This is a genomic window from Curtobacterium sp. 320 (genome assembly GCF_031455235.1).
In the GTDB taxonomy this organism is placed as follows: domain Bacteria; phylum Actinomycetota; class Actinomycetes; order Actinomycetales; family Microbacteriaceae; genus Curtobacterium.
Genome location: NZ_JAVDSI010000009.1, coordinates 59,469 through 72,971 on the forward strand (window position 1 = coordinate 59,469; position 13,503 = coordinate 72,971).

At 71.9% G+C, this 13,503-nt stretch carries 13 protein-coding genes; 5 read left to right on the top strand and 8 right to left on the bottom strand.

Annotated features, from left to right (window positions below; genetic code table 11):
• Positions 1 to 29: 29 nt before the first annotated feature.
• Positions 30 to 302, bottom strand: coding sequence for a mycoredoxin (locus J2X60_RS12970; RefSeq protein ID WP_070416538.1), 273 nt, complete (start codon positions 300 to 302; stop codon positions 30 to 32).
• 89 nt (positions 303 to 391) lie between these two features.
• Between J2X60_RS12970 and J2X60_RS12975 the strand changes: the two genes are divergently transcribed.
• The 3 genes from J2X60_RS12975 to J2X60_RS12985 are packed head-to-tail and all read left to right on the top strand — an operon-like array spanning position 392 to position 3,089.
• Positions 392 to 727, top strand: a complete 336-nt coding sequence (locus tag J2X60_RS12975) for a helix-turn-helix transcriptional regulator (protein ID WP_309888021.1) — start codon at positions 392 to 394, stop codon at positions 725 to 727.
• Complete coding sequence (locus tag J2X60_RS12980; RefSeq protein ID WP_309888023.1) at positions 724 to 1,563, top strand: hypothetical protein; 840 nt, start codon at positions 724 to 726, stop codon at positions 1,561 to 1,563. The genes J2X60_RS12975 and J2X60_RS12980 overlap by 4 nt, the downstream gene beginning before the upstream one ends.
• Positions 1,560 to 3,089, top strand: coding sequence for a CYTH domain-containing protein (locus J2X60_RS12985; protein ID WP_309888025.1), 1,530 nt, complete (start codon positions 1,560 to 1,562; stop codon positions 3,087 to 3,089). The genes J2X60_RS12980 and J2X60_RS12985 overlap by 4 nt, the downstream gene beginning before the upstream one ends.
• Positions 3,090 to 3,092: 3 nt before the next feature.
• Here J2X60_RS12985 and J2X60_RS12990 read toward each other — a convergent pair whose 3' ends face one another.
• Both J2X60_RS12990 and J2X60_RS12995 read right to left on the bottom strand, forming a co-directional pair.
• On the bottom strand, positions 3,093 to 5,237 hold the full coding sequence (locus J2X60_RS12990) for a S9 family peptidase (RefSeq protein ID WP_309888027.1): 2,145 nt from the start codon (positions 5,235 to 5,237) through the stop codon (positions 3,093 to 3,095).
• Positions 5,234 to 6,442: a Fic family protein gene (locus J2X60_RS12995; protein WP_309888029.1), complete on the bottom strand. Its 1,209-nt coding sequence runs from the start codon at positions 6,440 to 6,442 to the stop codon at positions 5,234 to 5,236. Before J2X60_RS12995 ends, J2X60_RS12990 begins: the two co-directional genes overlap by 4 nt.
• Positions 6,443 to 6,576: 134 nt before the next feature.
• On the opposite strand from J2X60_RS12995, the gene J2X60_RS13000 reads away from it, so the two are divergent.
• Positions 6,577 to 7,776, top strand: a complete 1,200-nt coding sequence (locus J2X60_RS13000) for an amidohydrolase (RefSeq protein WP_309888031.1) — start codon at positions 6,577 to 6,579, stop codon at positions 7,774 to 7,776.
• 72 nt (positions 7,777 to 7,848) lie between these two features.
• Here the strand turns inward: J2X60_RS13000 and J2X60_RS13005 are convergent, their stop codons facing one another.
• Both J2X60_RS13005 and J2X60_RS13010 read right to left on the bottom strand, forming a co-directional pair.
• Complete coding sequence (locus tag J2X60_RS13005) at positions 7,849 to 8,739, bottom strand: aminodeoxychorismate lyase (RefSeq protein WP_309888033.1); 891 nt, start codon at positions 8,737 to 8,739, stop codon at positions 7,849 to 7,851.
• A 34-nt stretch (positions 8,740 to 8,773) separates the two neighbouring features.
• Positions 8,774 to 9,124, bottom strand: a complete 351-nt coding sequence (locus J2X60_RS13010; RefSeq protein WP_070416534.1) for a tryptophan synthase subunit alpha — start codon at positions 9,122 to 9,124, stop codon at positions 8,774 to 8,776.
• A gap of 64 nt (positions 9,125 to 9,188) precedes the next feature.
• Here J2X60_RS13010 and J2X60_RS13015 point away from each other — a divergent pair, with 64 nt between their 5' ends.
• A complete protein-coding gene (locus tag J2X60_RS13015; RefSeq protein WP_175475779.1) occupies positions 9,189 to 9,713 on the top strand; it encodes an 8-oxo-dGTP diphosphatase in 525 nt (174 codons plus the stop codon).
• A 25-nt stretch (positions 9,714 to 9,738) separates the two neighbouring features.
• Here the strand turns inward: J2X60_RS13015 and J2X60_RS13020 are convergent, their stop codons facing one another.
• From J2X60_RS13020 to J2X60_RS13030, 3 genes are all read right to left on the bottom strand, one after another.
• Complete coding sequence (locus J2X60_RS13020) at positions 9,739 to 10,029, bottom strand: hypothetical protein (protein WP_071295411.1); 291 nt, start codon at positions 10,027 to 10,029, stop codon at positions 9,739 to 9,741.
• 27 nt (positions 10,030 to 10,056) lie between these two features.
• Positions 10,057 to 11,667 (bottom strand): ABC transporter permease, encoded by a 1,611-nt coding sequence (locus J2X60_RS13025; protein WP_309888035.1) that lies wholly within the window; start codon positions 11,665 to 11,667, stop codon positions 10,057 to 10,059.
• Positions 11,668 to 11,728: 61 nt separating this feature from the next.
• Positions 11,729 to 13,417 carry a sodium:proton antiporter gene (locus J2X60_RS13030; RefSeq protein WP_071295413.1) on the bottom strand — a complete coding sequence of 563 codons (1,689 nt, stop codon included), beginning with the start codon at positions 13,415 to 13,417 and terminating at the stop codon, positions 11,729 to 11,731.
• Positions 13,418 to 13,503 lie beyond the last annotated feature (86 nt).

The window sequence follows — 13,503 nt, forward strand, 5'->3', positions numbered from 1 at the left end:
TTCGTGGTTCGACGTGGGCGCCCGCGGCGTCAGATGCGCGACTGGACCTCGGCGAGCGAGGGGTTCGTCGCCGTGCTGCCGTCGGGGAACACCAGCGTCGGCACGGTCTGGTTGCCGCCGTTGACCTCGGCGACGAGTTCGGCCGTGCCGGGCGTCTGCTCGATGTCGACCTCGCGGTAGGGGACCCCGGCTTTCGACATCTGGTTCTTCAGGCGCGCGCAGTAGCCGCACCAGCTGGTCGTGAACATCGTGACGGCGCCGGCCTCCGGCACGAACGCGTCGCGGGTGATCGTCTCGCTCATGTCCTCAGGCTAACCCCGGGTTCTGGGCGCGAGGTGCGCCTCGTCGTCCAGGGGTTGACGAGCTTGTTCTACATAGGTAGGTTCAGCGCATGGACCCGATCCGACGCGTCACCGTCCCCACGCTGGACGTGCTCGACGCACTGCTCTCCGCCGACGGACCGACCTGGGGGCTGCTCGTCATCAAGGCGACCGGACGTCAGGCGGGCACCGTGTACCCGATCCTCGAACGTCTCGAACGGCAGGGCTGGATCCGGTCCTCGTGGGACGACGACGCCGAGCGCTCCGGCCCCCGACGGCGGCTCTACGAGTTCACGCCGGACGGAGCCGCCGCCGCACGCACGCTCGTCGCAGCGCACGCCGAAGCCGAGCGTGCAGCGGCGCGGGGGACCGGAGCGGGTTGCCCCGCGCGGCCGGTGCACCCGTGAACGCCGTGAACCGGCTGCTCCTGACGGCAGCGGTCGCCCTCTCGCCCGCCACGCACCGCGCCGACCGTCGGGAGCAGTGGCTCGCCGACGTCCGCGACGCCCGTGCACTCGACCTCTCGCCGACCGCCCTCGCGTTCGGCGCACTCACCACGGCGCTGTTCCACCGTCGCGCCGGCCACCGATCTTCCTGGGGGAGCACCATGTCCGCAGCACCGCTGTCCGTCCGTCGCTCGACGCACACGATCCCGACCATCCCGGTCCTGCTCGTCGTCGCCGTCGGGTCCTTCCTGGCCGCGAGCGTGGGTATCGGCCTCATGCAGCGGTACAATGGCGTCGGGGCGACGCTCCCGATGTTCGCGCTCCTGGCGATCGGACTCGCCGTCGTGCCCGGCCTGGCGGTCGCGACCTGTGTACTCCTCGCGACCGGGGCACCCCTCCGCCGCCGGGCGCTCGGAGCCGTCGTCGTGCTCGCCGTGACCGCGGTCTGGCTCGCCGTCGTCACCGGACTGGTCAGCCTGCCCGTGTCCCCCTGGCTCCTGCTCGGCCTCGTGGCCGCTGCCTGGGCGGCGGTGTGGCTCGTCGTCCGAGGACGGCCGGGCTGGACCTGGTCGCTCCTGCTGCTGCCCGTCGTCGCGTCCCTCCTGGTGTCCCCGCTGTCGAACGCGGTCTGGGAGACGAGCGCCGCCTACTCGCTCAAGTCGACGCTCTCGTGCGCACTGCAGCTCGTCCCGTTCCTGGTCGCGCTCGTCGCCGTCGGCATCGCGGGGCGGTTCTCCACAGATGCCCCCGCCCGGTTCGGGGAACACGGGGAAGCCCTGGTAGACAGGACCGCGTGAGCGACACGCACCTCGAGATCGAGCGAACCTACGACCTGCCCGAGGGCGGTGCCCTGCCGGACCTCGTCGGCATCGGCGGCATCATCCGCACCGAGCACCAGGAGCCGTTCGACCTCGACGCGACGTACTGGGACACCGAGCGGTACGACCTCGTGGCCGCCCGCGTGACGGTGCGCCGCCGGACTGGTGGCCCCGACGCCGGCTGGCACATCAAGCGCGCCTCGTCCGACACCGTCCGGCACGAGCAGCACTTCCCGCTCACCGACGACGCCGACACCGTCCCCGACGAGGTCCTCGCCGCACTCTTCACCGAGCGCCGTGGCCGGGGCCTCCACCCGGTGGTCCGGATCACGACGACCCGCACGGTGACGCGGCTGCTCGACGAGGACGGCGACCAGATCGCCGAGCTCGCCGACGACCAGGTCCGCGCGACGCGGCTCGACGACGACGCCCCTGAGACCCCGCGCACCTGGCGCGAGGTCGAGGTCGAGATCGTCGGCGGCGTCGACCCGCAGGTCGCCCACGAGCTCTTCGCGTCGCTCGACGGGCGCTTCGCCGCCGTCGGCGCCGGCCCCGCCGCCGTCTCGTCCAAGCTGGCACGTGGGCTGGCAGGAGCACCGGCACCGCGCCTCCAGGCCGAGGACAAGCCGGAGAAGGGAACGACCGCACGCGTGCTGGTGAAGCGGCTGCGGAAGCTCCGCGCCGCGCTCCTCGCCCAGGAGGCGCGGCTCCGCTCCGGCGACGCCACCGACCTCCGGCAGGCGGCCGAGACCGCCCTCGAGATCGCCGCGATCCTCGGCGCGTACCGTCCGGCGTTCGCCGCCGGCGACGCCGTCGACCGCGCTGCCGCGGGGGCGGACGGACTCGCCGCCGTCACCGCGCGCGCTGCGTTGGCGCAGTACCTCATCGACCGGCTGCCGCGCGCGTCGACCCCGGCGCAGGACGAGCTCGTCGACGCGATGACGCGCGAGCGGATCCTGGCGGCCACCCGCGAACGTCGCGACCAGTCGGTCCGGGACGTCGTGGCGTTCCTGCACGGCGAGCCGTTCCTCGAGCTCCTCGACGCCCTCGACGATGCGGTCGAGCGCCCCGCACCGACCGCCTGGGCCCTCCGATCGCCGAAGAAGGTCGCGCAGGACGTCGTCGCCCAGGTGAAGCCGGAGGTCCGCGAACTCGTGCGCGCCGCCGTCGCCGACGACACCTCGGACACCGCCGCTGCGCGTGAGGCCGCCGACCGTGCCACGACCGAGGCCGCCTGGCAGGCGACGATGCGCGCGCGCCTGACGATGGACGTGCTCGGCGACGACGCGTTCCCGCACGCACTGTGGAAGCGGATCGGGACGGCGGCCGACGTCCTCACCGAGCGGGTGCGCTCCCTGCACGCGCTCGACACGCTGCGCACGAACGCGGCGATCGCCGAGCGCGGCGGCGAGGGCACGTTCGGGTACGGGGTGCTCGCGGGCGACCGGGTGCGCCTCGCCGAGGAGTCCTACGACGAGGCGGTGCACGCGCTCAACCGCGTGTGAGCGTCACGCGGCGGGCGCCTCGTCCGCCAGCCCCAGGACGTCGAGGAGCCAGGCGAGCTCGAACGCCCGCTCCTTCCACGAGGCGTACCGGCCGCTGACGCCGCCGTGCCCCGCTGCCATCTCGGTCTTGAGCAGCACCGGGGCGCCGACCTCACGCAGCTTCGCGGTCCACTTCGCGGGCTCGACGTACAGCACACGGGTGTCGTTGATGGACGTCACGGCGAGGATCTCCGGGTACTGCACGTCGTCGCGGACGTTCTCGTACGGCGAGTACTCGCTCATGTACCGGTAGACCTCGGGGTCGTGCAGCGGGTCGCCCCACTCGTCCCACTCGATGACCGTCAGCGGCAGGTCGGGGTCGAGGATGCTCGTCAACGCGTCGACGAAGGGCACCGCCGCGAGGATCCCGGCGAACCGTTCCGGGGCGAGGTTCGCCACAGCGCCCATCAGGAGCCCGCCCGCGCTGCCGCCCTCGGCGACGAGCCGGTCGGCGGTGGTGCGTCCGGTGTCGATCAGGTGCGTGGCGACCGCGACGAAGTCGGAGAAGGTGTTCTTCTTCGTGAGGGTCTTGCCGTTCTCGTACCAGTGCCGACCCATCTCGCCGCCACCGCGCACGTGGGCGACGGCGAACACGACGCCGCGGTCGAGCATCGACAGGCGCATGACGCTGAACCCGGGGTCGATCGAGTGCTCGTACGAGCCGTAGCCGTAGAGGTGCAGCGGTGCCGGACGGTCGGTGTCGACCGCGTCACGGCGCCACACGATGGAGATCGGCACGCGGGTGCCGTCGTCGGCGGTGGCCCAGTCGCGCTCCTGGACGTAGTCGGCCGGGTCGTAGCCGCCGAGCACGGGCTGGCGCTTCAGGACCGTGACCTCGCCCGTCGCGAGGTCGAGGTCGCTCACCTCGGACGGGGTGACGAACGACGTGAACCCGATCCGGAGCGTCGGCTGGTCCCACTCCGGGTTGCCACCGAGCCCGGCCGAGAACAGTGCCTCGTCGAAGGGGACCTCGTGTGCGTCGCCGTAGCCGTCGCCCTCGATCGGGATGATCGCGACGCGGGGGAGCGCCTCGGACCGGTACTCGAGCGCGAGGTGTCCGGCGAAGGCGTCCACCGCCTCGATCCGACGCTCGGCGTGGTGCGCGACGACGACCCGCCGGTCGCGCTCCGACGTGGGGTCGTCCGCGGGGACGTCGACGAGCTCGAAGTTCTCGGCACCGTCGTTGTGCAGGACGAGGAACCGGTCGCTGCCGCCCACGATCGCGTGCTCGATCTCGTACTCGACGCCCTCGCGCCGGGGCCACACGACCTGGAACTCGCCGGTGGGGTCGGCCGCGTCGAGGACGAGCGCCTCGGAGGTGATCTTCGACCCGAGCTCGATCACGATGTACTGCGACGACCGGGTGACCCCGACGCCGACCCAGTAGCGGTCGTCCGGCTCCTCGAACACGACGACGTCATCGGCCGCCGGGCTGCCCACGGTGTGCCGCCAGATGCGGTCGGGCCGCCAGGAGTCGTCGACGGTCGGGTAGAACACGAATCGCCCGGACGGGTCGAACGTCGCCCCGGAGCCGGTGTTCGGGATCTCGTCGCCGAGGTCGGTGCCGGTCGTGAGGTCCCGCACGTGCAGGGTGTACCGCTCGTCGCCCTCGACGTCGATGCCGTAGACGAGCCGTGTGCCGTCGTCGCTGATGTCGTAGGAACCCAGCGAGAAGAAGTCGTGGCCGTCCGCGAGCGCGTTGCCGTCGAGGACGACCTGCTCGCCGGGGAGCGTCGCTTCGCCCTCGGTCACCGCCGGCGGGGTCCAGTCGTCCGGCCCGCTGATCGGCGCACGGCAGTGCACGCCGTACTGGCTCCCCTCGGCCGTGCGCGTGAAGTACCACCAGTCGCCCATGCGGACGGGCACCGAGAGGTCGGTCTCCTGCACGCGGTTCTTCACCTCGGCGAAGATCCGGTCGCGCAGTCCGTCGAGGTGCGCCGTCGCCTGCTCGGTGTGGCGGTTCTCGGCTTCGAGGTAGGCCAGGGTGTCCGGCGACTCCTTGTCGCGCAGCCACTCGTAGTCGTCGACGAAGTCGATGCCGTGGTGGGTCCGCGTCACGGGCCGCTTGGCGGCGGTGGGCGGGGTGGCCTGGGCGTGCTCGGTGCTCACCACCCCACCCTATTCGCCCGGTGTGTGACGGCGTCGTGGACGCGGTCGGTGAAGGCCGTCACCTCGTCGGCGACGGCCACCGCGAGCCACGCTCGGCGACGGCGCCGCTCGGTCACCGGCCGCAGCACCCCGGCGCGGCAGAGGTCGTCGGTCACGGTGTCGATCGAGCGGGCGTCGTCGCCGAGCAGCTGCTCGAGGTGGTCCTCGGTGACGACGGGATCGTCGAGGAGGGTCCGGGCGACGGCGTCGTGCGCCCGGGTCGGCCACCACCGCGACCCGCGGGGGACGGCGCCCTCGTCGAGGAGCAGCGCCGTGACCGTGGCTTCGTCGCACACCGTGCCGATCGCGATCGCGACGTCACGGACCCACTCGTCGACGACACCGCGACGGTACCGGTCGAGGTGCCAGAAGTACCGGTCCCGCTCGGCGACCAGGGCGGTCGCGACCGGCACCGTGACGATCCGAGCGAGGCCACGACGGCGGAGCACGGCGGCGACGAGCGCGCGGCCGATCCGTCCGTTGCCGTCGGTGAACGGGTGGATCGACTCGAACTGCGCGTGCGCGATGGCCGCCTGCGCGATCGGGTGCAGGTCGTCGCGGTGGAGGAACGCGAACAGGTCGTCCATCAGCTCGGGCACGAGCGCGGCCGGCGGCGGGACGTGGCGCGCGAGCCGGGGCGTGGCGCCGCCGCCGATCCAGTTCTGCACGTCCCGCCAGCGTCCGGCGTACCGGCCGTCGACCGGGTCGTCGCACAGGAGCCGGTGGTGGGCCGCGAGCAGCGCCCGTTCCGTGATCGTGCCGGACGTCGCGGACGACACGAGCGTCTCGATCGCCCCGCCGGCCCGGACCATCGCCGTCGCGCTGCGGTTCGCCCGGACGCCGACGACGGCCCGCGCGAGGTCGTCGAGCGTGGCGTGCTCGTCCTCGATGCGGGAGGTCGCGACGGCCTCGGTCCGGTCGAGCACGCGACCGAGCACGAAGAGCCGGTCGCCGTGGTGCTCGTCGAGGTGCACGAGCGCGGCGGCGGCGCGGTCGAGCAGCGCTGCGGTGTCGGCGTCCGGGGACCAGGGGAGCCGGGCGATGCGCGGCGGGACCGACGCCACCACCGACGTCGTCTCGCGGTCCTGCCGCGGGCCGCGCACGCTGCTGCGCCAGGGGAGCGTGACGGTGGTGTGGGACGGCCAGGGGTGCTCGGTGCGGGGCATCGGTTCCTCCACGGTGGACGAGACAGGACGACGGGACGACGGCTCGACGCTAGAGCGGCGCCGGCCACCGCCGCGAGGAATCTGCATGTCGTGTGCACGGCCGCGGTGTCCGCCCCCGTCGGTACCGTGGTGGCATGAGCAACTCCTTCGTCGTGACGAACGCACACGTGGTCCCCGTCACCGCCCCCGAGTTCGACGGCGGCGCCGTCGTGGTCGAGGACGGTCGCATCACCGCGATCGGCCCGGACGTCTCGCCCCCGGCCGGGCTGCCGGTCGTCGACGCCGCGGGTGCGTGGCTCGTCCCGGGCTTCGTCGAGTCGCACGGGCACGTCGGCATCCACGAGGAGGCGAACGGCGAGGCGGGCAACGACACGAACGAGATGACCGGCCCGAACATGGCCGGGGTGCGCGCGATCGACGCGATCGACATCGACGACGAGGGCTTCCGCGACGCCCTCGCCGGCGGCATCACCTCGATCGTCGTCAAGCCCGGGTCCGGCAACCCGATCGGCGGCCAGACCGTCGCGATCAAGACCTGGGGCGGCCGCACGATCGACGAGCAGCTCATCTCCGACACGGTGAGCATCAAGAGCGCGCTGGGCGAGAACCCGAAGCGCGTCTACGGCGGCAAGGGACAGACCCCGTCCACCCGTCTCGGCGTCGCGAAGATCATCCGCGACGCCTTCGTCGAGGCGCAGAACTACCGCGCCGCCCGCGACGCCGCCGCCGCGAAGGGCGACCCGTTCGCCCGCGACCTCACGAAGGAGGCGCTCGTCCGCGTCCTCGACGGCGAGCTCGCGTGGGACCAGCACACGCACCGCCACGACGACATCGCCACCGCGATCCGGCTGGCCGAGGAGTTCGGGTACCGCTTGGTGGTGAACCACGGCACCGAGGCGCACAAGATCGCGCACGTCCTCGCCGAGAAGGACATCCCCGTCATCTACGGCCCGCTCTTCACGAGCCGCTCGAAGGTCGAGCTCCGTGACCGCGGGATCCCGAACCTCGCGGCGATCGCGGCGGCCGGGGTCCGCGTGGCGATCACGACCGACGCCCCGGTCGTCCCGATCGGCATGCTCGTCGACCAGGCCACCGCGGCGGTGAAGGAGGGGCTGCCCCGCCAGACCGCGCTCGAGGCGCTCACGACGAACCCTGCCGACTTCCTCGGGTTCGGGGACCGCGTCGGCCGCCTCGCCGAGGGCTACGACGCCGACCTCGTGCTGTGGGACGGCGACCCGCTCGACGCGACCAGCCGCGCGAGGCGCGTCTGGATCGAGGGCGAGTCCGTCTTCGAGTGGACTGACGGCACGGGCGTCACCACGCCGCGCTGGTAGCGACCAGGGTCCGGACGGGAGGCACGGTGCGGGCCCGCACCGTGCCTCCAGTCCGCCGCCCGCAGGCGGGTCTCAGACCTCGCGCGCCAGCAGGAAGTCGTTGATCCGCGTCGTGAGTTCCGCGTCGATCGTCCGCGCGACGCCGTTCACCGACCGGATCGGCGCCGCCTGGCGCACGCTCGAGACGAGCCACGCCGCGTCCGCCGCGTGGAAGTCGTCCAGCGTGACGAGCTCGTAGGCGGTCTCGATGCCCGCTTCCTCGGCGAAGCGGAACACGTCGGCCTGCGTCGTCCCGGCGAGGATCCCGATGTCGGTGCGCGGCGTCACGAGCCGCCCGCCGACGGAGAGGACGAGGTTCGCGCGCGTGCCCTCGAGCACGTAGCCGTCCGTCGACACGAACACGGCGTCGTCCGCTCCGCGTCGGCCGGCCTCGCGGAGCGCCGCCATGTTCACCGCGTACGACAGCGTCTTCGCGCCCTGCAGCAGCCACGGAGACGTCCGCTCGACGTCGTGCCGGTAGCCGCGGTCGAGCGTGACGACCGAGATGCCCTCGGTGCGTGCGGCGGTCGAGTCGCCGGACGGTGCCGCGTAGACCCACCCCGTCGGGCGGTCCGACCCCTCGACGCCGCGGGTGAGGACGGTCTTGACGAAGGCTTCGCGGACCGGGTCGAGCCGGGCGCACACCGCCTCGATCGCCCGGCGCCAGGCGTCGGTGTCCGGTGCGGGCAGGTCGAGCATCGCGGCCGAGCGGCCGAAGCGGGCCAGGTGTGCCTCGAGTGCCTGCGGGTGCCCGTCGATCACGGTCACGGTCTCGAAGACCCCGTCGCCGCGGATGATGCCGAGGTCCTGCACCTGGACGTGCTCCTCGAGGGGCTTCGCCCACGTGAACGCGTCCGCCGCGGGGTCGTGCGGCGCGCGGTCGCGGGAGGGCTGGTTGAGGACGGCGAGCACGGTTTCGGTCATGGGGCCATCCAACCGCAGCCCGGCCGGGAAGGACCTAGCCGGCTTCGGGGAGCGCGCCCATGAGCTTCCACACCGCCGGCGTCAGCTCGGGGTGCTGCAGCGCGATGCGGCGGAGCCGGTGGTACTCCTCGCCGAGGCGGGTGCCCTGCCCGGAGGCGGGGTGCATCGACCACTGCGCGCTCCGCTGCCCGATTGCGGCGTCCAGCTCGACGGCGTCGGCGCGGAGGATGAGCACGACCTGCTCGTCCACGGTGGGGAGCGTCGGCATGAACTCCCACGGGTCCTCGCCCTGGCGGCTGCGGTGCTCGACGATCATCGAGATCTCCTCGGCTGCCTCGGCGCGCAGCACTTCGAGGCTGCGCCCGGTCCTGCCCGGCTCAGCCATGGTGCCCCCGCAGCGTGCCCGCCATGGAAAAAGCCTACGCCAGAACTTCGGCCAGACTGGACGCGTGACCCCACGCGACCCGAGCAAGTCCCAGCACCCCGCCGTGGTCGTCGTCTACCTCGTGCGCGACGGCGAGCAGGGCCCCGAGGTGCTGCTCGGGGAGAAGCGACGCGGCCTCGGGACCGGCCGGCTCGTCGGACCCGGCGGCAAGCGTGAACCGGGGGAGTCCGCCGTCGAGACGGCGGTGCGCGAGGTCGCGGAAGAGGTCGGCCTGCGGATCGACGCGGCGGACCTGGAGGCACGGGGCACGTTGGACTACCGGTTCCCGTACCGCCCGTCCTGGTCCCAGGTCTCGGACGTCTTCGTCTGCCGCCGCTGGCAGGGCAGCCCGTCGGGCAGCGACGAACTCGAACCCCGCTGGATCCCGGTCGACGCCGTGCCGTTCGACGCGATGTGGGACGACGCGAAGTACTGGTTGCCGGGCGTGCTCGGCGGGGGATCGGTGCGGGCGCGGTTCACGTTCGCCGAGGACGATGCCACGGTGTCGGGCTACACCGGCACCGGGGTGGCCGCGCCGTCGGGACCCTGATCCGTCGCCGTCCCAGCGGGTCGTCCTACCGGGTGGGGGTCTGCGTGCGGGTGCTGCCGGTGCGGGCTTCCTCGGCCGCTGCGATGACCTCGGCGTCACCGCTCCGTCCGCCGAGCGGGCGCACGAAGAAGTCGATGATGCCGAACACGATCGCGCCGATCATCGCGAACATCGCCCAGCCGACGAACAGCCCGGCGACGTTGCGGCCGTCGGCGGGGGCGAGCAGCACACTCGCCGCGTAGAACCCGACCGTCAGCACGAGGAACACGACGACGACGGTGACGAGGACGCGGTGCCAGGCGATGCGCGGGTTCATGCCCCCAGGATACGCGCCGCTCGGGGCTCAGCGGTCCGCGTGCCGACCGTGCGGACGCTCACCGGCGCCGTCGGCGGGGCGACCCGTGGCGTCGGCGCGACCCGGTGCCCTGGACCCGTCCGCCCGTGGGACGGGACGGGTGCGGGGGCCGTTCGCCGCGCCTCCTGGACGCTGCACCGGACCGGTGCGGTCCCCACGGACGACGGGGATGCGACCCGTGGGCGTGGTCTCGGTCTCGAGGCCGTCGCGACCGCCCATGAAGACGTCGCCGCCGACGCGTTCGTCCTCCCAGTCGTCGTCGTGGAGGACGCTCAGCGTGCCGGTCTCGGTCGAGGTGAGCCCGTGGCGCTCGAGCTCGGCGTCGCGCTGCTTGCCGAGGAACTCGCGGTTCGCGGTCTGGGCGTCCTGGAACATCGTCGTGCGGCCGGTGACGATGGCACGGATGCGTCGGCGCTCCCACCACTGCTTGCCGAAGTACATGAGGACGAGTCCGGCGCCGGCGTAGCAGGCCATCGTGATGAGGCCGCGCGAGTACGACGGGCCGACGCCGTAGATCTGGTGCTTGATCATGTCGACCATGCTCGAGCCGACGACGACGTTGTTGAGCCACGCGAACGGCTCCGGCATGAACCACTTCGGGTAGGCGCCGCCGGACGACGGCATCGACAGGAAGACGAAGCAGATCATGGCCGGCGCGGCGATGAACCGGCCGACGAAGTAGCTCAGCCCGTTGACGGCGAGGCCGATCGCGACGATCCAGCCCCAGGCGATGAGGACGAGTTCGATCCAGTGCCCGTGGATGGCGCCGACCACGGGCCCGGCGAGGGTGTTCGTGATGAGCGAGATGACCAGGCCACCGACGACGATGACGGCCATGCGGGTGCGGTGTCGGAGCGGGCCGCCCATGATGCCGATGAACATCGCGACCATGTAGCCGCCGATGCACCAGGCGAGCATGACGTACATGGCGACGGTGCCGTACTCGTCCCAGGCGGGCAGCGGAGCCAGCTCGGTCACGGTGGGGGCTGCCACTCCGATGCCGGTCAGGACGGTGCTCAGCGTCACGGGGACGAGCGAGGCGACCTGGAACTGGTGTGCGGTGGCCTTGAATACCTCGTTCGTCGAGGGGTCGTACGCCACGGCCATGGTGCCGGCGAGCACGTCGCGCTTCGCCTGCGCGAGGGAGTCGTAGGTGTGGAAGAGGTACTCGCCCGGGAGTGCCTTCTGCATCGCGGCCACGAGTGTGGGGTCGCTGCCGACGAGGGCCACGGGGACGTCGTGCGGGTGCGGGGCGTGGAACGCGAAGACGTAGCAGAGGCAGAAGCCGACGATGAAGAACAGCGGCATCCAGAGCTGCAGGCCGATCAACTGGAGCGACGGGTGCAGCGTCCCGAACCAACGCCGGTAGCCGCTGATGCGCTGCGGCTCCGGGACTGGTGCCTGCCGGACGCGACCGGAACCACCGGAGCCGGTGCGGGTCGGCCGGGTGCCGGCGACCGGGGCACCGCGTCGGGGCTTCGAACCACCGCGGGTGGACGGACGTGTCGTGCGCTGCTTGGGAGCGGATGACTGCCGCGGCCCCCCGTCACGATCCGGGAGGTCGTTGTTCCTGGGGACGTCGTTCCGCGGCGTGCTCACTCGGCGATGCGCTCCTGTTCTGGGTCGGGCCGCCAGGATACGCCCGGGATCCTGGTCGCGGTCAGGACCGGCTGCGCGACGCCTGCGCCGAGTCCATCGCGAGTTCCTCGGCGTCGAGGGTCACGAGCACGCGGCGCATGACCTCCTCGTCGAGGTTGCCCTTCTCGCGTTCCTCGAGCACGATCTCGCGGCGACGGTCGAGCAGTTCCCGCCGGATGTCCTGGATCTGCGCACCCCGCAGGCGGACCGGGGCGTTGCGCTCCTCGTCCTCCTCTTCCTCGGCGTCGCGGCGGAACGTCTCCGCCTGGCGCTCGAGCCGGGCCTTGAGCCGGTTCACCACGGCGTCGACGGCCTCGTCGCCGTACTGCTTCGACCAGTCCGGACGTCGCTTCTCGAGCAGCTCGATCGCGGCCTCGGTCGTGCGCTGGTTGAGGCGCATTTCGCTGCGGACGTCCTCCTCGCCCTCGGCCGGGTCCTGCACCTTGAGCGACCGGATCACGAACGGCAGGGTGAGTCCCTGGAGCAGGAGGGTCCCCACCGTCACGATGAACGCGATGATGAAGATGGTGTCCTGGGCCTTGATGTCGACCGGGTTCGCCACGACCGACACGGCCGCGGCGAGGGTCACCACGCCACGCATGCCCGTCCACGAGATGACGGTGAGCTCGCGCCAGTTGAGCTTCGGTTCCGCCGAGCCGCGCATCCACCGCAGGGACGGGTGGCCGCGGGACAGCCGGATGCGCAGGGGTCGGAACCACCTGCCGTTGAAGCGGTTGCGCACGTACGACTCGAACACGAAGAGCGGCCGGACGAGGATCACCACCACGAGCACCACGGCCGCGGCGGTCAGGGTCTGCCCGAGGCTGCGCTCGCTCTCGACGAGGTCCTGCACGACGGTGTTGAGCTGGAGCCCGATCAGGGCGAAGACGAACCCTTCGAGGATGACGTCGATGCTCGTCCAGAGCGGGCGCTCCTGGAGCCGGGTCGCGTAGCCCTCCTTCGGCGAGTTGTAGCCGATGTAGAGGCCGGCGGTCACCACCGCGATCACCCCGGAGCCGGAGAGGTCCTCGGCGAGGATGTACGCGACGAACGGCAGCAGGATGCTCATGATCGTCTCGACCACCGGGTCGTTGATCCGCATCCGGATCCAGTGCACCGCGACGCCGAGGACGATGCCGACGGCCAGCCCGACGCCGATCGCGAGGCCGAAGATCCCGAGGTCCTGCCAGATCGTCAGCGAGGTGCCCGCCGCGATCAGGGTGAAGACGCGCACGAGCGTCAGGGACGCGGCGTCGTTGATGAGGCTCTCGCCGGACAGCACCGTCATCACGCGGCGGGGGAGCCCGAGCTTCCGGCCGATCGCGGCGGCCGACACCGCGTCCGGCGGGGCGACGATCGCACCGAGCAGGATCGCCGCGGGCCAGTCCATGTCGGGGATGATGATGTACGCCGCGAGGCCGACGGCCAGTGCCGTGATGATCACGAGGAAGATGCCGAGTCGACGGATCTGCTTGATCGACTGCCGGAAGCTCTGCCACGACACGTCGAGCGCTGCCGAGTAGAGCAGCGGCGGCAGGATGATCGTCAGGATGACCTCGGAGTCGATCTCGATCGGCGGGAGGCCCGGCAGGAACGACGCGGCCAGGGCGACGGCCGTCACGAGCAGTGGCGCCGGCAGTCCCTTCGCCCGAGCGAACCCCGTCACCGCGAGCGATCCGACCAACAGGATGAGGAGCTCGACGGTGTCCATGCCGTCCATTCTCCCATCGGAATGGTTCCGGATCTGAACGAGTCCGAAGGCGACATGAACAGCAGGTGTCCGACAGGGTTTGCCAG